The sequence below is a fragment of the Streptomyces sp. NPDC033845 genome, assembly GCF_055576225.1.
This window is the reverse complement of record NZ_JBVIRI010000006.1, coordinates 1-18,867: the sequence shown is the minus strand read 5'-3', so window position 1 is coordinate 18,867 and position 18,867 is coordinate 1. Positions and strand designations below refer to the sequence as shown.

Here is an 18,867-nt window from a genome sequence, read left to right as displayed (position 1 = left end):
TGGGACGCGACCCCGCCCCGGGCCCCCGGGCCTCGGGTCTCGGGCCTCGGGCCTCGGGCCTCGGGCGCGCGGTGCCCGGTCGGGCCCGTCATCCGGGTCGGCCGTCGGTCCCGGCGGCGCGTTCATCCGGGTGGGGGGCCGAACGCAGGACGCGGGGCGGGGAAGGTTCGCGGTTCTGTGGAGGGGTCGGTGCACAACAGATCAAGCCCCCACCCCTTGGGGTCCGCCACACCACCGTGCGGCACCGATGGACCCCACCGTCCTGGAGGACCTGAACCATGCGCATCAACCGAGCCCTCGCCACCGCCGGACTCACCCTGACCGCCCTCGGCCTCGCCGGTACGGCGTCCATCGCCTCGGCCGCACCCCAGCCGCCCGCTTCCGTCGTCAGCGGCGCGGCCACCGTGCACCCCGCGAACACCGTGCTGGAGGGCAACCAGGTCCTCGCCTCCTCGGTGCAGGGCGGCTGCAAGCTGTGCCTGCCGTAGGACCGACCTGAGCTACCCGTGTCGCACCGCAGCGGCTGCCCGTACCGGGCAGCCGCTGCCGCGTGCGCCGGTGCGGCAGGCACCCCCGCCGGACCCTCGTCCGGACCGACCGTCTCGTCCCCCCGACCGACCGTTGGGAGGAATCGCGGATCCGGCCCGCGCGCCTAGCGTCGAAACATGTCCCCCCTCCCGCACAAAACCCTCCCGTCCCTCCCGGTGACGCTCCCCGGCCCCGCCCTCGTACGAGCCGTACGGATGCTGCGCGGGGCGGAGCGCGGGAGCGGGACCGGGCCCCTGGCCTCGCGGGCCTTCCGGCTGTTCCTGCTCTCCCAGTCCGTGGCGGGTACCGGCACCTGGGTGCAGCGCACCGCGCAGGACTGGCTGGTGCTGGAGCTCACCGGCAGCCCGGCCGCGGTAGGGCTCGTGGTGACCGTGCAGTGCCTGCCGGCCCTGGTGTTCGGGCTGTGGGGCGGTGCGATCGCGGACCGCTACCGGCCCCGGCGGCTGATGATGGTGTGCAACGGTGTGGCCGCCGTGCTGGCGCTCACCATGGCGGTGCTGGTCGCGACCGGTACCGCCCGCATGTGGTCCGTGTGCGTGCTCGCGGGGGCGCTCGGCATGATGACGGCCGTGGAGGGCCCGGCCCGGCAGGCCCTCATCCCCCGTATGGTCGAACCCGAGCACCGCCGTGCCGCCATCGGACTGTCCACGGCCAACTTCCAGCTGGCCCGGATCGCCGGGCCGGCCGCCGCCGGTCTCCTCATCGGCTGTCTGGGCACCGGCTGGGCCTTTCTGCTCTGCACCCTCACCCCCGTGCTCAGCGCCGCCGGGCTGCTCGCGCTGCGGCACCTGCCCGCCCTGGACCGCCGTCCCGACCCGCATCCCGCCGAGCGGACGCGGCGCTCCGGCGCCTTCGGGCTCGTCGCCGCCCATCCGGGTCTGCGGTGGACGCTGGTGCTGAGCGGGCTGATGGCCCTGTTCGGGATGAACCTCCCGGTGCTGCTGCCGGCGCTGGCCACCGACGGGTTCGGGGCCGCCCCGGAGTCCTTCGGCATGCTCAGCGCCCTGCTGGCGGTGGGATCCCTGCTGGGCGCCCTGCTGGCCGCCCGGCTGCGGACCTGCCCGCTGCGCACGCTCGCCGTGTGCGCCCTGGCGATCGGGGTGCTCCAGGTCACCGCCGGCTCCTCCAGCTCGCTGGCGGCCTTCGGGGTGCTGCTGGTGCCCGTCGGGATCGCCGCCCTGTGCTTCACCACCACCGCCGCGACGGCCGTCCAGATGGGCGCAGGTCCGGGCCTCCAGGGCCGGGCCGCCGGACTGGCCATGCTCGTGACGCTGGGCTCGGCGGCGGCGGGTGCCCCGCTGGCCGGGCTGATCGCCTCGGCCTTCGGGGCGCGTACCGCGTTCACCCTCGCGGGCTGCGCCTGTGTCGGGATCGCGGGGCTGGCGGCGGTCGCCGCGGTACGCACCCGGGGCGGTGTCCCCGCCATGGCCCGGGTGCGGGGGCCGCGGCGGATCCGCCCCGCCGTCGTCCGGCCGGTCCGTCCCGCGGCCGCGGAAGCGTGAGGGGGCCGGGCGTGTACGGCCGGGCCGGGGCCGGGCTTCCTCCTCGTTCAGCCGCCGTCGGCGGGCCGTCGGGTCTCCCTGAGCAGCTGGGCGGCCAGGGCCAGGGCGGTACCGCGCGGCGAGGACAGGTCCAGTCCGGTCAGGGCGGTCAGCCGGGCCAGTCGCTTGTCCACGGTGTTCGGGTGGACTCCGAGCGCGGCGGCGGTGGCCCGTCGGTCCAGCCGCAGTTCCAGATGACACCGGAGCGTGTCCAGCAGCTCTGGACGGTGCCCGACCGGGTCCAGCACTCCGGCGATGTGGTCGCTGCCGGGTCCCGGCCGGGACAGGTGGAACTCCAGCAGGACGTCCTCCAGCCGGTGCACCCGGTCGACCGGCAGACCGCCCCCGCGGGCGATCCGTACGACCTCCGTCACGGTCCGTGCGGCTTCCGGTACCCCGGTCGGATCGGCGGCGTGCGCGGCGGCGACGTACAGCGGGGAGCCGTATCCCTCGGACAGCCGTACGGCGAGTCCGGGCGGGACCTCCGCGCAGCCGGCCAGCACGGCCCGCCCGGCGAGGGCCCCGCCTTCCGGTTCCTCGGCCAGGAGCACCAGTCCGCCGGCTGCCGCACCGGGTCCGGCGGTGGCGCCGGCACGCGGTGGCCGGTCGAGTGCATCGCCGCCGAAATCGATGCGGCCGAAGTCGATGTGGTTGAGTGCGATGCGGTTGAGTGCGATGCGGTTGAGTGCGGTTCGCAGCCCGCGCAGTCGGCGCCGGTGGGCGACCGGACCGCCGGCGGGAGCGGCCGGGTCGACGCCCAGGGCCAGTACGAGGAGCGGGCCGGCGAGGTCGGCGCCCGCCTGCCGGACGTCCTCCGGGCCGAGCCCGCCGTCCAGCAGCCGGTGCACCAGCCGTGTTCCGGCCGACGCCCGCTCCGCGGCGAGCGCCTCCCTCTCCTCCAGATAGCGTTCCGTCACCAGCCCGACGACCTCGGTCTGTGCCCTGAGCAGCAGATCGACGAGCTCGGCCACGGCGCCGGCCTCCGCCGGCCGGGCCTCCTCCCGGATCACCTCCCACAGCCCGTGCACCCCGAGGGCGTACGTGCGCAGCAGCAGATGCAGCGGAACCCCTTCCTCCGCGCGGTGGGCGGCACGTTCCAGGAAGAGCCGGTACCCGTCGGGGTCGGCGGGCGGACGGGCCACCCCGCGCAGGAAGAGGCGTACGCCGTGCCGGACCGTCGCCGCGATCTCCAGGTCCTTGATGTCCGCGGGCAGTTCCGCGTACCCGGGGACGCTGTCGAAGACCTCCCTGCTCAGCCTGCGCGCAAGGGCGTTCGCGTGGCGTTCGCAGCGTGCCGCGAGCGCGCGGGCGGCCTCGGAGACCACGTGCCCTCCAGGAGCCGGGGGTATGACGCGTCACCCTAACCGGGCGCGCCGGGAGTGACGCGGAAGGGTGCCGTGTCCTCGCCCCGGCGCCGAGACTCACCGTACGAAACCGGAGCGGGCGCGCGAGCACCGGTGCCGGAGCCAGCCGCAGATGAAGGAGCCAGGACCATGACCGCAGCAGCCACCGCTCCCGAGCCGCTCCCCGAGGGCCCGGCCCTGCCCGACCGGTCCGCGGCCTATCTCGCCTACGCCGACCGCGTCTGGCACGGGGCGGCCGATCTGAACGACCAACTCACCGGGGTGTACGGCGGGGACCATCTGATCCGGCTGCGCGAAGAGGTCGGCTTCTGCCCGGGGTTCGCGAACTCGGTGGTCTTCGACACCGGTGACGGCCTGGTCCTCGTCGACACCGGCGACGTGCTTTCCGCCGCCCAACGGCACACGGCGGTAAGGAACTTCTCCGGCGACCCGGTGGTGGCCGCCGTCCTCACGCACGGGCATGTCGACCATATCGGCGGGCTCGGCCCGTTCGACGAGGAGGGCCGGCGTCCCGAGGTCCTGGCCCATGAGGCCGTGGCCGACCGGTTCGACCGCTACCGCCGCACCGCCGGCTACAACTCCTGGATCAACCGGCGGCAGTTCGGCGTCCCGTGGCTCGACTGGCCGACGGACTACCGCTACCCGGACACCACCTACCGCACCCGTCACACCCTGCGGTGGGGGCGGCTGACCTTCGAGCTGGTGCACGCGCGGGGCGAGACCGACGACCACACCTATGTGTGGGTGCCCGAGTCGCGGGTGCTGTGCACCGGGGACCTGTTCATCTGGAACACCCCGAACGCGGGCAACCCGCAGAAGGCGCAGCGGTATCCGGAGGAATGGGCGGCAGCCCTGCGGACCATGGCGGGCCTGGGCGCCGAGATCCTGCTGCCGGGCCACGGCGTGCCGATCGTCGGCGCGGACCGGGTGCGGGGCGCGCTCATGGACACCGCCGTCCTGCTCCAGACCCTCTGCGACCAGACCCGCGACCTGATGAACCAGGGACTGCGGCTGGACGAGGTGGTCCGGCGGGTGCGCGTGCCCGGAGCCCTGCTGGCCAAGCCCTATCTGCGGCCGGCCTACGACGAGCCCGAGTTCGTCGTACGGAACCTGTGGCGGCTGTGGGGAGGCTGGTACGACCAGAACCCGGCCCATCTGAAGCCCGCGCCCGAGGCGGAGGTGGCGGCCGAGTTCGCCGCCGCGGCGGGCGGGGCGCGGGTGCTCGCCGCCCGGGCGGCCGGGCTGCTGGCGGAGGGCCGGCTGCGGCTGGCCGCGCACCTGGCGGAGACGGCGGCGCTGGCGGCTCCGGCCGACGAGGAGGTGGCCCGGGTGCGGTCCGAGGTGTACGCCCGCCGGGCCGCGCGGGAGACCTCGACGATGGCCCGCGGCATCTTCTCCTGGGCGTCGGCGGAGTCCTCCGCGGTGGTGGAGGGGACGGACGTGGCGACCGAACTGGCCCGCACCCCGCAGGGCGCCGGGTGGGCGGCGGGCCGGGTCGGCGTGGGCCTGACGGACGAGGGCCCGGGCACCGCGGACGACACGGCCGAAGCCGGGGCCCACGCCGGATCCCACGCCGGAGCCCACGCCGGAGCCGACGCCGGTGCGGTGAGCGGTATCGCGAGGGGCGTTGCGGGCGGCGGTTCCGTCGGTGGAGAGGCACTTTGAGGACGGTCGGCGAGAAGGCCGCGCGGATCGGCACACACTCCCCCGGCGCCTGGCCGACCACCCGGCTGCTCCTGCTGTTCATGGTGGTCAACTTCGCCGACAAGGCGGTACTGGGCCTGGCCGGGCCCGAGATCATGGCCGAACTCGGGCTCAGCAGACGGGAGTTCGGGACGGCGCAGGCGGCGTTCTTCGCCCTGTTCTCGCTCTCCGCGATCGGTGTCTCCCTGCTGACCCGGCGCGTCCGCAGCACCGTCCTGCTGCTGGCGATGGCGCTCGCCTGGTCGGCGGCCCAACTCCCGATGCTGTGGCCGTCCGCCGGGCTGGGGATGCTGATCGCCACCCGGGTGCTGCTCGGGGCCGCCGAGGGGCCTGCGGCCCCGGTGGCCGCGCACCACCTGTACGGATGGTTCGCCCAGCGGGACCGGGCCCTGCCGACGGCGGTGCTGCTGACCGGCGCGGCGGTGGGCGTCGCCCTGGCCGCACCGGCCCTGATCTGGGTCATCGCCGACTGGGGATGGCGGTGGGCCTTCGGGGTCGTGGGACTGGCCGGGCTCGGGTGGGCGGCGCTGTGGGCCGTGCGCGGCCGGGAGGGACCGCTCGCCCCTCCGCTCGGCGGGGGCGCCACCGGTGCCGGCGCAGGTGCGGGCGCGGGCACCGGTGCCGGGCCCTCGTTGCGCCGGATCCTCCTCTCGCCGAGCGTGCTCGCCGCCGGTTTCGCCTGCTTCGCCGTCTACTGGCAGATCAGCGCACAGCTCACCTGGGTGCCCGACTACCTGCACACCGCCCTCGGATGGTCCTCCGGTGCGACGGGGCTGGCGGTGGCGGCCGGATCCCTGGCCAGCGGTGCCGTGTTGCTGGGACACGGCCTGCTGGCCCGCCGCGCCGCCGCGCGCGGCGGGCGCCCGGGCCGGCTGCCCGACGGGGCGGGCGCCGGGCTGCTGATGCTCGGATCGGCCGCGGCGGTGGCCTTGTTCGCGGCCGGGCCCTCCTGGCTGAAACTGCCGATGATGTGCGGCCCGATGGCCCTGTGCGTGCCCATGATGACCATCGGCCAGACGGTCTGCGCCCGGCTCTCCCCGGCCGACCGGCGGGGGGCCGTCCTCGGTGTCGTGGTCGGCCTGTCCTCGGTGGGCGGGGTGCTCTCCCCCGTGGTCCTGGGCCGGGTGGTCGACGCCGCCCCGGCGGCCGTCACCGGATACGAGCGGGCCTGGCTGCTCACCGCTGCCCTGCTCGCGTTCACCGGGGCGCTCGCCACCCGCTTCCTGCGGCCCGAACGGGACGCGCGGCGGCTCGGGGTGCCCGACGACGGCCCGCCGGCCGTGCCGTAGGCCGTACGACGGCGGGTGCGGTCTGTCCCCGGGGTGGACCGATCGGAGGACAGGGCCCGGCCGGCGCGCTGCCTAGGGTGTGGCTCATGGACGGCGGTCCCGGGCGCGAGCGGCCCCCGGGCCGCCGTCCTCCAACGGACCGGGGCTGTCCGGCCCGGACAGTGAAAGGAGCAGCCCCATGACCTGGGATCCCCGCATCGTCCCGAGACAGGACGGGCGCACCGCCGTGATCACCGGGGGCAACGCCGGAATCGGCTACCACGTGGCCGAGCAACTGGCGCGCGCCGGGGCGCATGTCGTCCTGGCCGGCCGCAGTCCGGAGCGCACCCGGACCGCGCTCGCGGCGCTCCGGGCGGCCGTGCCCGGGGCCCAGGCCTCCGACCTGCGGCTCGACCTCGCCGACCTGGACTCCGTCCGGCGCGCGGTCGGTCAACTCGCCGCCACCGGACCCGTCGACCTGCTGGTCAACAACGCCGGGGTCACCGCCTCGAAGGAACGCGCCGAGACCGCCCAGGGCTTCGAGCTGATGTTCGGCACGAACCATCTGGGGCACTTCGCGCTGACCCTGCTGCTGGCACCGACCCTCACCCACGACGCCCGGATCGTCTCCTCGGGCAGCCTCACCCACACCCGGGCCCGGCTGGACTTCGACGATCTGCAGAGCCGCACCGGCTACCGGTCGATGGCCGTCTACGGCAGGTCCAAGCTGGCGGTGCTGCTCTTCGCCGCCGAGCTCGACCGGCGGCTGCGCGCGAGCCCCGGCGGGAGCGGCGTACGCAGTGTGGCGGCGCATCCCGGCTGGGCCGTGCAGGGACTGACTCCGGCCCGGCCGCCCCTGTGGGAGCCCGGTCCGCTCGGCAGACTGCGCGGTGCGCCGCTGGCACTGCTGGCCCAGGGGAAGGACCGCGGTGCCTGGAGCGTGGTCCGCGCCGCCACCGACCCGGAGGTCCTCGGCGGCCAGTACTACGGCCCGACGGGGCCCGGGAGGCTGAAGGGGCGACCCGCCCTCCAGTCCCTGGCCGAGTCCGCCCGGGACCGGGAGGCCGCGGCACGGCTGTGGGCCGTCTCGGAGGAGCTGACCGGGGTCCGCTGGGCGGGCTGACCCCCCTCCTCGTCCGGGGCGCCGTTCGAACGGAGGACAGAGTCTCCGGTCGCCCGCTCCTAGCGTGGCGGACGTACGAACACCGAGTGTCCCGCCCGCCCGGCGGGCCGAGAGGAGATTCCGATGAGCGCACACGACCTGGCCGATGCCTTCCGCTTCGACCCCCGCATCGACTCTGCGGTCACCCGCTCGACCGATCCCGCAGGTGCCGCGGCCCGGGACCTGTCCGTTCCCGACTGGATGACCACCGGCTGTGCCGATCCCGGCTCGGACCGCCGCCGGGTGGACGCCCGGTAGGACCCGCCCTCCGGGGGAGCCGGGCGGGCGCGAGCGGCCCGCGGCCGCCGACGGCGGCCCGGGGCCCCCGGCTCCTCCGGAGGAACAGGACCGGCACGCCATGCGACGACGAGTGTTCGAACCGGGTCCCGGCGCCTTCGCCCGGATCCCGCTGCGGCCCTTCGGGGCGCGCCCCGAGGACGGGGCGGCGGTACTGGAGGAGGCGCTCTTCCTCGCCTCCCCGGACCTGCTCGGCACGGAACCGCCCGGCAGCCGCGCGGGCCGCGCCCGGTCGCTGCGCTCGTACGAGATCCGCTCGCGCACCCGCCCGACCCCCAGCGGTGTGTTCAGCGGTGTCGCCCCCGTCCGCTTCACCTCCCCGGAGCGGCTGGAGTCGGGGGTGGCGCACCGGGCCGTCACCGCGCCGAGCGGTCGCTGGCTGGCGCGGGTGGCCGACCGGATGCTCGACGACCCGGACGTCTTCGACCGCACCACCCTCACCACGGACAACACGATCCGCACCGTCGACGGCAGGTTCGAGGTCGAGTGCGCGCCGCCGGGCGGCATCGCCGGTGTGCACAGCGTCCGGGACACCACGGTGTCGCGGACACTGCTCGACGCGTGCGCGGGCGGCGCTCCGGCCTCCGCCCCGCTCGGCCTCCTGCGGGGGCTGATGGCCGGGCAGAAGGCCGGCGGACAGGAGGCCGGCGGGCAGGACGAGGAGCTCCGGGACCGGACGGCCCGCCGGCTGCTGGTCCAGCTGGTCCGCTCCGGGCTGCTCCTGTGCGATCTCACCGCCGGTGGGCCGCCCTCGCACACCCTCGACGAGCTGTGCACGTTCACCCGCCCCGGGGACCGGTGGTCCGTCCTGCCCCGGTTGCGGGACCTGCTGGCGGCCGCCGACACCCACCCGCCCGGAGCGGAACCCCGGCTCGAACTGCTGCGCACGGCACGGTCGTTGATGGACCAACCCGAAGAGGTCGCCGCGCAGGTTCCGGAGGAGGATCCGGAGCCGGGCGGGTGGGCCCTGGTGGCCGACACCCGGGCCGACGCCGGGATCGTCCTGCCGGCCCGGCTCGCCGAGCAGGCCGCGCAGGCAGCGGGCGTCCTGTGGCGTACGGCGGACACCCGACCGCCGCTGGCCGACTACCACCGGCGGTTCGTCGAGGAGTACGGGATCCACCGGATGGTCCGCCTGGGCGAGGTACTGGACACCTCCGGGGGTCTGGGTCCGCCGGAGCCCGGCGACGGGTTGGGGGCCACCGCCGAGGCCTCGCCCGCCCGGTCGGCGGCCCTCGCCGAACTCGTCGCGCGGCACGGCCCGGAGAACGAGGTGGTGCTCACCGAGGAGCTCGTCGACCGGCTCTCCCCGCCCGGCGGCGAACCCCCGCCGAGCTCGGCGGAGATCCACGTCCGGGTCGTCCGCGACGGGGCCGGACCGCTACGGCTCGCCGTCTGCCCGGGCTCGGGATCCCAGCAGGCCGGCTCCGCGGCGGCCCGGTTCACCGCGCTGGGCCTCCTCCCGCGCGGAACCGCCCCCGCCGCCCGCGCCGAGGGCACCGGCGAGGATCCTCCGGGAGTGCTGGTGGCCCCCGTCGTCTGCCGGCCGCTGGACCCGGCGGCGGCGGCGCTCGCGCCCGCGCCCGACGGCCCGGGTCCCCGGATCGCCGTCGGGGTGCCGCCACGGCCCGGTGACCTCACCCCCGCGGACCTGTACCTCGCCTCCGACGGGCGGCGGCTCGTCCTCTGGTCGCCCCGGCACGCGCGCCGTGTGGTCCCCCTCGTCCCGCACCACCTCGTCCCCGAGCTCCTGCCCACCCCGGTCCGGCTGCTCCGCCTCCTCGGCCACACCGGAACCCGGCCCTGGCGCACCTGGTCCTGGGGGCCGTACGACGGGCTGCCCTCGACCCCGCGGGTCCGTCACCGGGAGGTGATCCTCGCCCCCGCCCGCTGGACGCTCCCCACGGCCCTCGTCGCGGCGGCCGACCGGCCGGCCCATTTCGCCGCCCGGCTCGACAGCTGGCGCACGGACACCCGGCCCGCCCCGCCACGGCAGGTGACGGCCGAGGAGGCGGACCGTCTGCTGCCGCTGGACCTCGACGACCCCCGCGACCGGGAGATCCTCCGCACCCGCATCCGGCACGGGGTGCGGGCCGTACTCGAACCGCTCGGCGCGGCCACCGACCCGGCCGTCGTACGCGGGCCGGACGGTGGCCACCTGCTCGAACTGGTGGTCCCGCTGCACCGCGCGGGGGCCCGGTCCGGGTCCGGGTCCGGGTCCGGGTCCGGGTCCGGGTCCGGGTCCGGGTCCGGGTCCGGGTCCGGGTCCGGCGAGGAGCCTGTCCGGCTCGATCCGCGCTGCGCGCCCCGCACCCGGCCCCGGCGACAACCCCGGCCCGCAGGTGACGGGGGTCCGGGCGGAGAGGCCGGCGGATGGCTGTCCCTGGCCGTCCGGGTGCCCGAAGCCCGCCAGGACGCCGCGCTCCGCAGGCTCGGCGACCGCCTCGCCGGGCTGCCGCCCGGGCCCGGGCCCGGCGTCCGCTGCTTCTGGATCCGCTACGCGACCCCAGGCCTCGGCCCCCACCTCAGGGTCCGGTTCCACGGCCGCCCCGAAGCCCTGGAGTCGGTGGTGCGGCCGGCGGCCGACGGCTGGGCGGAGGAACTGCGGGCCGGCGGGCTGGCCGGCCCGGCACGGTGGGAGGCCTACGTCCCGGAGGTCGAGCGGTACGGCGGGCCCGCCTGCCTGGCCGCCGCCGAAGCCGTGTTCACCGCCGACAGCGACCTGGCCCTGGCGGTCCTGCGCCTGACCCCGCCGGGTGGCGGCGAGGCGCAGGACCTGCGGATCCTGCTGGCCGCCGCGGGGGCCGTGTCCGTGGCCCGCCGGGTGGCCGGCGGCTCGCCGGGAGCCGTCGCCACGGCAGCGCTGGGCCGCGACGCGCGCCGCCGCCGCGAATCGCTCCGGGAGCCCTTCCGCGGGCTCCTGCCGGAACCGGCGGCCTCGGTCGTCGCCGGGTCGGGGGCCGCGAACCTCCGCGCCGTCTGGGCCGCCCGCGACACCGCCCTGACCGCCTACGGGACGGCACTCGTCGCGGCGGCGGCGCACCGCACGGCCACGGCAACCCCCCTGGCCCCCGCGGCTCCCGGCGTCCTGGAGCTCTGCGCCTCGGACCTCGTGCACCTGCACGTGAACCGGCTGCTCGGCCCGGATCCGGCGACGGAGCACCTGGTGCGTTCGCTCGCCTCGGACGCCCTGAACCGGCGGCCGCCCGCCGCGCACCCTTCCCCGTGACCGGCACGCGGAGCAGCACCGCCTCCGCCACCGACGCCGCCACGGCCGCCCTGACGGTCGCGGCCGCACTCGCCGATCCGGCCGAGGTCGCCCGGGCCCTGCCCGCCGTCCGGGTCCACTCCCTGGGCGACGGGCTGGCGGGGACCGCGCTGCTGCACGCCCGTCTCAGCACGGTCGACCCGGCCGGAACACCACGGGCACTCGCCCACTGGGCGGCGGCCGCCGCCGCCCTGGACCGCTCCGGACCGTTCGCCGTGGACGGGGTGTTCCGGGGGCGCGGCGGGCTCGCCGCCTCACTGATCGTCGGGGCCGGCTACCTGCCGCCGGGAACGGTGCCCACGGACGCGCTGCACGAGGGCACCCGCTGGCTGTCCCGCCGGGCCGAGGCGCTCGCGGCGGAGGACGGACCGCCTCCGTTCCCGCCCCCGGTGTACGACGTGGTCCGCGGCCTCGGGGGCCTCGGGCGGCTGCTGCTGGCCGCCTCCGAAGGCGGCTGGGCCGCCGAGGCGGCTCCGGGGCTGAGGGCGGCGCTGACCCGGCTGACCGGGATGCTCCTCGACGGCTCACCGGACCGGGCCGGCCGGTCCGGCCCAACGCCCGGATCGGCTGCGGACGGAGGCCTGGGGTTCGGGTTCCCGTCCGACACCGGTATGGCCCACGGCATCGCGGGGCCGCTCGCCCTGCTCGCCCTCGCCGAGTCGCGGGGCGTGTCCGTACCCGGCCAGCGGGACGCGATCGAGATCGCCGCCGACTGGCTGCTCGACCACCGGGCGGGCCCCTCCTGGCCTCCCCGGGCGCCCGACGGACCGCGGCGGGGCGGGCGCCGTGACGCCTGGTGCTACGGAGCGCCGGGCATCGCCCGGGCCCTGGACCTGGCCACCCGCGCCGTCGGGGAGTCACGGCACGCCGCCGCCGGCCGCGCCTCCCTCCGGGCCCTCGCGGACCGGGCCCCGGGGTCCTGGGACACCCGGGGGCCCGGCCTCTGCCACGGCACCGCCGGGGTGCTCCTGGCGGCGCTGCGCGCCCGCTGCGCGGAGCCGGCGGAACGGGCCGCCGACCGGACCGTACGGCTCCTCGGGGAGGATCGCGGGACGGATCCCGGCTTCCTCACGGGCACCTGCGGCGCGGCACTGGCCCTGGCCGAGTACGCCGGCCTGCCGTCCCGCCCGACCCGGACCCCATGGGACTGCCTGCTGCTCACCTCGTAACCGCGCCTGACCGACAGAGCGGCTCGCTGGACCACACGAGGGACACGAGGGACACGAGGGACACGAGGATCTCGCCGAGCTCGTCGGCCTCCTGCACCGGGGCCGTCTGGACCTCTCCGGGTCGGTGAGCGGGGTCTTCCCGCCGGCCGAGGCCGCACGGGCCGTCGCGGCGCTGGAGAACGTGGCCCCGTGGTTCCTCCGACCGGAGGACCCGCTGGTGCGGCGGCAGGTGCTGGGCTGGAAGGGGCGGGCCCCCGCCCGTCCCGCACCTCACCCCGTGTCACCTCCCCTTCCCGCACCCCGTCCCGTAGGAGTTCCGATGCACCGGTACCGCCGTCTCGTCCTGCGTGCCCTCTGCTTGCCGGCCGCCGTCCTGCTGCCGCTCGGATACGTCGCCACCGGCTCCGCCTGGGCCGGGGCCCGGCCACCCTCCCCGTGCACCGACGGGAAGGTGGCGGTCACCGCCGGCCGGCCGGACCCCGGAGCGGGTCAGCTGCACCTGCCGCTGCGGTTCCAGAGCGCCACGGACACGGCCTGCAGCCTCTCCGGCTTTCCCGGAGTGAGCGCCGTCGACGCGCACGGCCGGCAGATCGGGCCGCCCGCCGCCCACTCGGGTGCGCGGCCGGTCAACGTGGTCCTCGCGCCGGGGGCGACGGGCACCGCGACCGTGACCACGGCCGACGGCACGACCGGCGGCGGGCGCTGCCGCCCCGAGGCCTCCGGCCTGCGGGTCTATCCGCCCGGCCTGTACGGCTCCCAGTACGTGTCCGTGCCGCTGCGGGTGTGCGGCGGGGAGTTCACCGTCGGCCCGGTGTCGGCCGCACCCGCCCGCTGACCCCGGCTCGTCCCGGTTCTCCCCCGTTGGGACGACCCCCGGGCGACGGGGCCGTCCCTAGCCTGGTGGGCGATCCGGGCCATGGGAGCCGGGGACCAGGAACAACCAGAAATGAGGAGCCATGAACCAGAACGCCCGCACCGTCGCACTCTCCGGTCTGTCCGACCTCGCCTTCCGTGCCGTCCCGGTGACCGCCACACGGCGGCCGGCGCTGCTGTGCCAGCCCTGTTCCCGGGTGTCCTTCGTCCGCCGGGCGCCGGGCGTGAAGGGCGACGGCCGGTCCTGAGCCTTCCCTCCGGCGTACGTCTCGGCCCGCCGCCCCGTTCGGGGTGGCGGGCCGAGACGCGTACCGGTGTGCGGGCCGAGGTCCGGCTCAGGCCGGGTCGCCGGGGCGCACCGGCGGCTCGACGAAGGTCTCCTTCACCGTGAAGCAGAAGTTGCAGGAGCACCCCCGTTCCTCGACGGGGAGGACGGGCAGGGTCATCGGCATCAGTCGCGCGTCGATGTCGACGGTGTTCCTGTTCCGGGTGCGGATGGTCGTGTCGCTCATGGTTGCTTCTCCGGTGAGGCGGGATACGCGGTCCCCCCAGGACACCCCGGACCGGCCGCGCCCCGCGTCCTTCGATCGGTCCCCCGGGCGGACGGTCCGGCCGGAGGGGGGACGATCGAAGGACGCGGGGCGCGGGGCGGTCGTGGCCTCAGTCGTGGCCTCAGTCGGTGAAGGTCACCCGCTCGTTGCGGGTGTAGAGGGTGCCGTCGCACCAGATGTGGTTGAGGCGGCCCCACTCGGCCGCGGTCGCCACATCGGGGAAGAACCCGCGGCCGTTCATGTTGGCGCTGGTGTTGCACAGCACCGGGATGCCGGTGAGCCGCTCGTACGCCGTCAGCACCCGGGAGACGGGGGTTCCGGCGTCGGCGTCGACCGTCTGGAGGCGGGCGGTGCCGTCGAGGTGGACCACGGCCGGCACGCGGTCCGCCCATTCCGGCCGGATCCGGTGCTCGAACAGCATGTACGGGTCGGGGGTGCCGGGCGAGAAGACCTCCGCCGCGCGCTCGGTGAGGCAGATCGGGGCGACCGGGCGGTAGCCGGCGCGGCCCTTCACCTCGTTGAGCCGGTCCCGGGTGCGGACGTCCGTGGCGGGGGCCAGCAGACTGCGTCCGCCCAGGGCGCGGGGGCCGATCTCCGCCCGGCCGGCGAGGAAGACCACGGGCTCCCCTTCCGTGGCGAGCAGCCGCGCCAGCTGTGCCTCGTCGCAGGGGGCGGCCCGCCAGCCCGCCGGGGGCGGTCCGGCGGGCGTGAGCCGGGGGCCGCTGTACACGTCCCAGTCGAGCCGGGTGTGTCCGGACTCGGCGAACATGGCGCAGGCGGCGGCGCCGATGGCGGCGCCGGAGTCGTTGGGGAAGGGCGGTGCCCACACCTCGGCGAACAGGCCCGAGGCGCGGAGCTTGCTGTTCCATTTGATGTTGAGGGCGCAGCCGCCGGCCAGGGCAAGGTTGGGCCGGGAGGTCGGGTAGTGCCGGCGGACCTGCACGGCCACCTCGTAGAGGATCTTCCGGCCCAGATAGGACTGGAGCGTGGCGATGATGTCGGCGCTGGTCATGCCCGGGAAGAGGGCGTCCCGTTCGGTGACGAGGCGTTCCCGGATGTGCAGGACCTGCTTGACGAGTTCGACGGCGTCGTTGGTCGGGGTGACTCCGGAGAGGAGCTCGTCGAAGGTGCCGAAGAGCGCTTCGTCGACGGTGCCGAGGGCCGCGTAGGCCATGGCCTTCCCGGCGACCGAGAGGATGCCGAGCTGGACCTCGGGGTCGTTGGGGTCCTCGACGATCAGGGCGGGGTTCTTGATCTGGAAGGGTTCCAGGGCGGAGCAGAGGATCGAGAACATGTGCCCCGAGAAGGGCAGGACCACGGCGGTCTGGGTGACCTTCGGCGGGTTCGGCGTCACGTGGTAGAGCCGGCTGGTCGCCCCGCCGTCCCAGGTGAGGACGAGGGCGTCCTCGCCGCGGGCGGCGAAGGGGCTGGCGCAGTACGAGCCGAGGACGTGCCCGGTGGAGTGGTGGTAGCTGGAGTAGCCCTCGGTGCCGCGGGAGAAGCTGTGCTCGGTGAGGTGCCGGCGCAGCAGCGGGTCCTCGCCCCGGTAGCCGTTGACGACCATCTCGTCCGCGTACGGGGCCACCGGCAGGCTCAGGGTGCAGCCGCCGTCGCGGACGGGTACTTCCGAGAGTCCGGTCGCGGGGTCTGCGAACCAGCCGTCTATGACGAACCGGTCGATGCTCGCGAGGTCCACCCCTTCGTCCGTCAGGACCTCCTCCACGCGCGCCAGGTCGTCGAGCGGGCTGTAGCGCGGACGGTTCCCGATCTTCTCCATCTCGACGCTGAAGGCGAGGCGGTTCCCGTCGATGACGGCTACGCCGCCGTCGTGCGTCATCTTGATTCCACAGATCAGCATGGACGTCTCTCTCACGTGGGGGGTGGGTGGTGGTGGAGGGCGCCACCGGCGGAATCACCGTAGGGAGGACCCGGCGGGCGCGGTTCCCCCAACCGGTCGAGGTATCGGAGGACAGGCACGGGGCCTGCGGGCGGGGTTCCTCCCTTCCCGGGTCCGAAGGGAGGACGCGGGCGGCTCCGGGGCCGTCCTAGCGTCGCCGTGAGCCTTCCTGTCCGCGCGAAAGGACCTCCACGGTGCCCGTATCTGTTCTGGTTCAGCGACGAGGACGAGCCGCACGGCATGCGGCCGGCGTGCGGCGGCCCCGGCCCGTGGCCCCGGTGCGCGCGCACCGGCGTACGCTCGCGGTGGCCGTGTCCGCCGGGGCGTTGATCGGTGTGTCCATCTCCACCATGAACGAGAGCCTGACCGTCATCGCCGACCGGTTCGGCCTGTCCGCGCTCGGCCAGGGCGTGGTGGTCAGCGCGCTACTGGTCGGGGCGCTGGTGGGGAGTCTGGGCTGCGGGGTGCTGACCGGCCGGATCGGCCGGCGCCGGATCCTCGGTCTGGCCGGGGCCTCGGAGCGTTGTCGGCCGTGCTGTGTGCCGTGGCCCCGGGCGCGGCGGTGCTCACCGGCGGGCGGTTTCTGATCGGTCTGGCCATGGGGGTGGCCTCGGCCGTCGGGCCCGTGCTGGTCGCGGACCTCGCCCCGGCCCGTACCCGCGGGTCCCTGGTCACGGCCTACCAGGTGTCGATCGCGGTGGCCATGCTGGCCGCCCTGGCCCTCGGTGCGGGCCCCGCCGGCCAGGGCGGCTGGCGGTGGCTGTTCGCCGTGAACGCGCTGGCCTGCGCCGCCCTGTGGCTGGCGGCGCTGCGGGTGCCGGAGGCTCCGGGGGACCTCGTGGCCCGGGGGCGTGTCCCGGAGGCGCTGGCCGTGCTGGGCGCGACCCGGGGTCGCGAGGAGGCCGCCGCCGAGTTGGCCGTACTGTCGGGCGCGCGCCGGGCCCCGCACCGGTCCGTATGGCGGTGTGCGGCCGATCCGGCACTGCGGCGGCCGTTGGCCATCGCGGTGGGGGCGGCGCTGATGAACCCGATCGTGGGCGTCGGCGCGGTCGTCTACTACTCGACGCTGGTGTTCTCCTCGGCGGGCCTGCCGGGGGCGTCGGGGGCGCGGGCCGCGGCCCTGACCGTGGGCGTGGTGAACGTACTGATGTCCTTCGTGGCCCTGGCGCTGATCCGGCGCCACGGGCGGCGGCCGCTGCTGTCGGCGGGGCTGGCCGGGATGGTGCTGGCCCTGGGGGCGGCGGCCTGCTTCCAGCTGGTGGACGTGGCGGCGGCCGGGGCCCTGACGGTCGCCGCCGTGCTCGGCTACATCGCCTGCTACGCGTTCTCCGCCGGTCCGCTGAGCTGGGTGCTGTTCGCCGACGTCCTGCCCCCGGAGCTGCGGGCCCGGGTGTCGGGCGGTGCGCTCGCCGGGACCTGGGCCGTGAACCTGGCGGTGGCCCTGCTGTTCCCGGTGGTCGTCGGCAGCCCGGCGTCCGCGGACCGGCTGGCGGGGGCCTTCCTGTTCTTCGCCGTGATCACCCTGCTGATCCTGGTACTGCTGCGCCGCTACGTGCCGGAGACGAAGGACCGCACGTTCGCGGAGCTCCGGACCGTGTTCGCCGCTCCGGGCGTCCGGGGATGAGGGCGGTCTCCTGTCGTTCCCCGGTTGGTCCGATCGGCCGACAGCACCCTCCCGGCGCGCGCAACAGACTCACGACGTGACAGGACGGAGGTGGCCGCCCGAAGGCCCCTCCCCCCACAGGATGGAGCGGACCATGACCGAGCCGTACCGCTGGACCATGACGGCCACGAGGCGCTACGACTACGAGATCGTCGAGACCACCGACCTGTTCGACCCGGACAACCCCGAGCTCGCCAGACAGCCCGACGGCGCGGGAAGCCCCGGCGGCACCCGGCTCGTGGTGATGGACGAGACGGTGGAGGAGATCTACGGACAGCGGATCCGCCGCTACTTCACCCGGACCGGGACGAGCGTCGAGTACCTGACCCTGCCCGGTGGTGACGCCCACAAGACCTTCGACCAGGTGCTCCGGGTCGCGTCCCGGCTCACTGCGATCGGGACCGACCGGCGGGGCACCCCGCCGATCGCCATCGGCGGCGGGGTCGTCCAGGACGTGGTGGGGATGGCCGCCAGCCTGTACCGGCGCGGCATCCCGTACGTCCGGGTGCCCACCACCCCGCTCTGCCAGATCGACGGCAGCGTGTCGGCGAAGACGGGTGTGAACTACGAGGGCTGCCGCAACCGCCTCGGCACCTTCGCACCGCCCCCGCGGACGCTCATCGACCGCGGCCTGATCGCCTCGGTGCCCGCGCGCCAGGTGCGCAGCGGTCTCGGTGAGGCGCTGAAGATGGCGCTGATCAAGGACGCGGAGCTGTTCGGGCTGTTGGAGGAGTACGGGCCCACGCTGGTCGCCGAACGGCTCCAGGACTCGGGCCCCGACACCCGTGCGCTCCGGCCGGGCCGCACGGTGATGCACCGGGCCATCGCGGGGATGGCGGAGGAGTTGCAGAAGAACCTGTGGGAGACCGATCTGAAGCGGATCGTCGACTACGGGCACACGTTCTCGCCGATCGTCGAGATGAACGCCCTGCCCGAGCTCTACCACGGCGAGGCGGTGGCGGTGGACTGCGTCTTCAGCGCCGTCCTGGCCCACCATCGGGGGCGGCTGGGGCTGCGGGACCTCCAGCGGATCGTGGACACGGTCCGGCGGATCGGGCTGGCACCCTCCCACCCCATGTTCGGTGATCCCGCGGTGATGCGGCGGGCGCTGGCCGACACCATGCGGCACCGGGACAACCACCAGTACCTGACGCTGCTGACGGACATCGGCCGTACCGAGTTCGTCGACGACGTCACCGAGGCGGAGATCGACGAGGCGGCCCGCGTGATGGCCGCCCTCGACCGCGACCCCCTGACCCGCCTCGCCGACGTGTGCGCCGCGCGCCCCGTCGGCATGGCCGCCTGAGCCCGACGGAAGGCGAGGAGCGATGACGACCTCCACCAGGGGAGCTGTGAAAGCTCCCGCCGTACTCGTCCTGGAGGACGGCCGGATCTTCCGCGGCCGTGCCTACGGGGCCGTGGGGGAGACCTTCGGCGAGGCCGTGTTCTCCACCGGGATGACCGGTTACCAGGAGACCCTGACGGACCCGTCCTACCACCGTCAGGTCGTGGTGATGACGGCCCCGCACGTGGGCAACACCGGTGTGAACGACGAGGACCC

At 75.5% G+C, this 18,867-nt stretch carries 17 protein-coding genes; 14 read left to right on the top strand and 3 right to left on the bottom strand.

What is annotated here, in order from left to right; genetic code table 11:
- The first annotated feature begins 278 nt into the window (after window positions 1-278).
- Both ACZ50K_RS14840 and ACZ50K_RS14835 read left to right on the top strand, forming a co-directional pair.
- Window positions 279-488 carry a hypothetical protein gene (locus ACZ50K_RS14840; protein ID WP_468902500.1) on the top strand — a complete coding sequence of 70 codons (210 nt, stop codon included), beginning with the start codon at window positions 279-281 and terminating at the stop codon, window positions 486-488.
- A 177-nt stretch (window positions 489-665) separates the two neighbouring features.
- Window positions 666-2,051 (top strand): MFS transporter, encoded by a 1,386-nt coding sequence (locus ACZ50K_RS14835; protein ID WP_468902498.1) that lies wholly within the window; start codon window positions 666-668, stop codon window positions 2,049-2,051.
- 47 nt (window positions 2,052-2,098) lie between these two features.
- Here ACZ50K_RS14835 and ACZ50K_RS14830 read toward each other — a convergent pair whose 3' ends face one another.
- Window positions 2,099-3,415, bottom strand: a complete 1,317-nt coding sequence (locus tag ACZ50K_RS14830) for a PucR family transcriptional regulator (RefSeq protein WP_468902496.1) — start codon at window positions 3,413-3,415, stop codon at window positions 2,099-2,101.
- Between the two features lie 168 nt (window positions 3,416-3,583).
- Between ACZ50K_RS14830 and ACZ50K_RS14825 the strand changes: the two genes are divergently transcribed.
- The 8 genes from ACZ50K_RS14825 (at window position 3,584) to ACZ50K_RS14790 (ending at window position 13,443) form a co-directional block, all read left to right on the top strand.
- Window positions 3,584-5,119 carry an alkyl sulfatase dimerization domain-containing protein gene (locus ACZ50K_RS14825; RefSeq protein ID WP_468902493.1) on the top strand — a complete coding sequence of 512 codons (1,536 nt, stop codon included), beginning with the start codon at window positions 3,584-3,586 and terminating at the stop codon, window positions 5,117-5,119.
- Window positions 5,116-6,447 (top strand): MFS transporter, encoded by a 1,332-nt coding sequence (locus ACZ50K_RS14820; protein ID WP_468902490.1) that lies wholly within the window; start codon window positions 5,116-5,118, stop codon window positions 6,445-6,447. Before ACZ50K_RS14825 ends, ACZ50K_RS14820 begins: the two co-directional genes overlap by 4 nt.
- Before the next feature lie 178 nt (window positions 6,448-6,625).
- Window positions 6,626-7,549: an oxidoreductase gene (locus ACZ50K_RS14815; RefSeq protein ID WP_468902487.1), complete on the top strand. Its 924-nt coding sequence runs from the start codon at window positions 6,626-6,628 to the stop codon at window positions 7,547-7,549.
- Between the two features lie 123 nt (window positions 7,550-7,672).
- The gene (locus tag ACZ50K_RS14810) at window positions 7,673-7,846 is read left to right on the top strand and encodes a hypothetical protein (RefSeq protein ID WP_468902485.1); all 174 of its coding nucleotides are present in this window, start codon (window positions 7,673-7,675) and stop codon (window positions 7,844-7,846) included.
- Between the two features lie 100 nt (window positions 7,847-7,946).
- Window positions 7,947-11,114: a lantibiotic dehydratase gene (locus tag ACZ50K_RS14805; protein ID WP_468902483.1), complete on the top strand. Its 3,168-nt coding sequence runs from the start codon at window positions 7,947-7,949 to the stop codon at window positions 11,112-11,114.
- On the top strand, window positions 11,111-12,322 hold the full coding sequence (locus tag ACZ50K_RS14800) for a lanthionine synthetase LanC family protein (RefSeq protein WP_468902480.1): 1,212 nt from the start codon (window positions 11,111-11,113) through the stop codon (window positions 12,320-12,322). Before ACZ50K_RS14805 ends, ACZ50K_RS14800 begins: the two co-directional genes overlap by 4 nt.
- 319 nt (window positions 12,323-12,641) lie before the next feature.
- A complete protein-coding gene (locus tag ACZ50K_RS14795; RefSeq protein ID WP_468902478.1) occupies window positions 12,642-13,157 on the top strand; it encodes a DUF4232 domain-containing protein in 516 nt (171 codons plus the stop codon).
- 121 nt (window positions 13,158-13,278) lie between these two features.
- Window positions 13,279-13,443, top strand: coding sequence for a hypothetical protein (locus tag ACZ50K_RS14790; RefSeq protein ID WP_468902475.1), 165 nt, complete (start codon window positions 13,279-13,281; stop codon window positions 13,441-13,443).
- Window positions 13,444-13,530: 87 nt separating this feature from the next.
- Here ACZ50K_RS14790 and ACZ50K_RS14785 read toward each other — a convergent pair whose 3' ends face one another.
- Both ACZ50K_RS14785 and ACZ50K_RS14780 read right to left on the bottom strand, forming a co-directional pair.
- Entirely contained in the window at window positions 13,531-13,707 is a 177-nt protein-coding gene (locus ACZ50K_RS14785) for a hypothetical protein (protein ID WP_468902473.1), read from the bottom strand.
- Window positions 13,708-13,867: 160 nt separating this feature from the next.
- Window positions 13,868-15,604 carry a carbamoyltransferase N-terminal domain-containing protein gene (locus tag ACZ50K_RS14780; protein WP_468902471.1) on the bottom strand — a complete coding sequence of 579 codons (1,737 nt, stop codon included), beginning with the start codon at window positions 15,602-15,604 and terminating at the stop codon, window positions 13,868-13,870.
- 389 nt (window positions 15,605-15,993) lie between these two features.
- On the opposite strand from ACZ50K_RS14780, the gene ACZ50K_RS14775 reads away from it, so the two are divergent.
- The 4 genes from ACZ50K_RS14775 to ACZ50K_RS14760 all read left to right on the top strand — a co-directional run.
- The gene (locus ACZ50K_RS14775) at window positions 15,994-16,230 is read left to right on the top strand and encodes a hypothetical protein (protein WP_468902468.1); all 237 of its coding nucleotides are present in this window, start codon (window positions 15,994-15,996) and stop codon (window positions 16,228-16,230) included.
- A complete protein-coding gene (locus ACZ50K_RS14770; RefSeq protein ID WP_468902466.1) occupies window positions 16,188-17,267 on the top strand; it encodes an MFS transporter in 1,080 nt (359 codons plus the stop codon). The genes ACZ50K_RS14775 and ACZ50K_RS14770 overlap by 43 nt, the downstream gene beginning before the upstream one ends.
- 133 nt (window positions 17,268-17,400) lie before the next feature.
- Entirely contained in the window at window positions 17,401-18,612 is a 1,212-nt protein-coding gene (locus ACZ50K_RS14765; RefSeq protein ID WP_468902463.1) for a sedoheptulose 7-phosphate cyclase, read from the top strand.
- A 22-nt stretch (window positions 18,613-18,634) separates the two neighbouring features.
- Window positions 18,635-18,867, top strand: a 233-nt coding sequence (locus ACZ50K_RS14760) for a carbamoyl-phosphate synthase domain-containing protein (RefSeq protein WP_468902460.1), incomplete at its 3' end; no start/stop codon positions are given.

Bases quoted from the DNA above. Each gene is read 5' to 3' on its own strand.
- ACZ50K_RS14790 (WP_468902475.1), top strand. From the start codon at position 13,279: ATGAACCAGAACGCCCGCACCGTCGCACTCTCCGGTCTGTCCGACCTC.
- ACZ50K_RS14840 (WP_468902500.1), top strand. From the start codon at position 279: ATGCGCATCAACCGAGCCCTCGCCACCGCCGGACTCACCCTGACCGCC.
- ACZ50K_RS14795 (WP_468902478.1), top strand. From the start codon at position 12,642: ATGCACCGGTACCGCCGTCTCGTCCTGCGTGCCCTCTGCTTGCCGGCC.
- ACZ50K_RS14775 (WP_468902468.1), top strand. From the start codon at position 15,994: ATGAACGAGAGCCTGACCGTCATCGCCGACCGGTTCGGCCTGTCCGCG.
- ACZ50K_RS14815 (WP_468902487.1), top strand. From the start codon at position 6,626: ATGACCTGGGATCCCCGCATCGTCCCGAGACAGGACGGGCGCACCGCC.
- ACZ50K_RS14805 (WP_468902483.1), top strand. From the start codon at position 7,947: ATGCGACGACGAGTGTTCGAACCGGGTCCCGGCGCCTTCGCCCGGATC.
- ACZ50K_RS14825 (WP_468902493.1), top strand. From the start codon at position 3,584: ATGACCGCAGCAGCCACCGCTCCCGAGCCGCTCCCCGAGGGCCCGGCC.
- ACZ50K_RS14780 (WP_468902471.1), bottom strand. From the start codon at position 15,604: ATGCTGATCTGTGGAATCAAGATGACGCACGACGGCGGCGTAGCCGTC.
- ACZ50K_RS14835 (WP_468902498.1), top strand. From the start codon at position 666: ATGTCCCCCCTCCCGCACAAAACCCTCCCGTCCCTCCCGGTGACGCTC.
- ACZ50K_RS14810 (WP_468902485.1), top strand. From the start codon at position 7,673: ATGAGCGCACACGACCTGGCCGATGCCTTCCGCTTCGACCCCCGCATC.
- ACZ50K_RS14765 (WP_468902463.1), top strand. From the start codon at position 17,401: ATGACCGAGCCGTACCGCTGGACCATGACGGCCACGAGGCGCTACGAC.
- ACZ50K_RS14785 (WP_468902473.1), bottom strand. From the start codon at position 13,707: ATGAGCGACACGACCATCCGCACCCGGAACAGGAACACCGTCGACATC.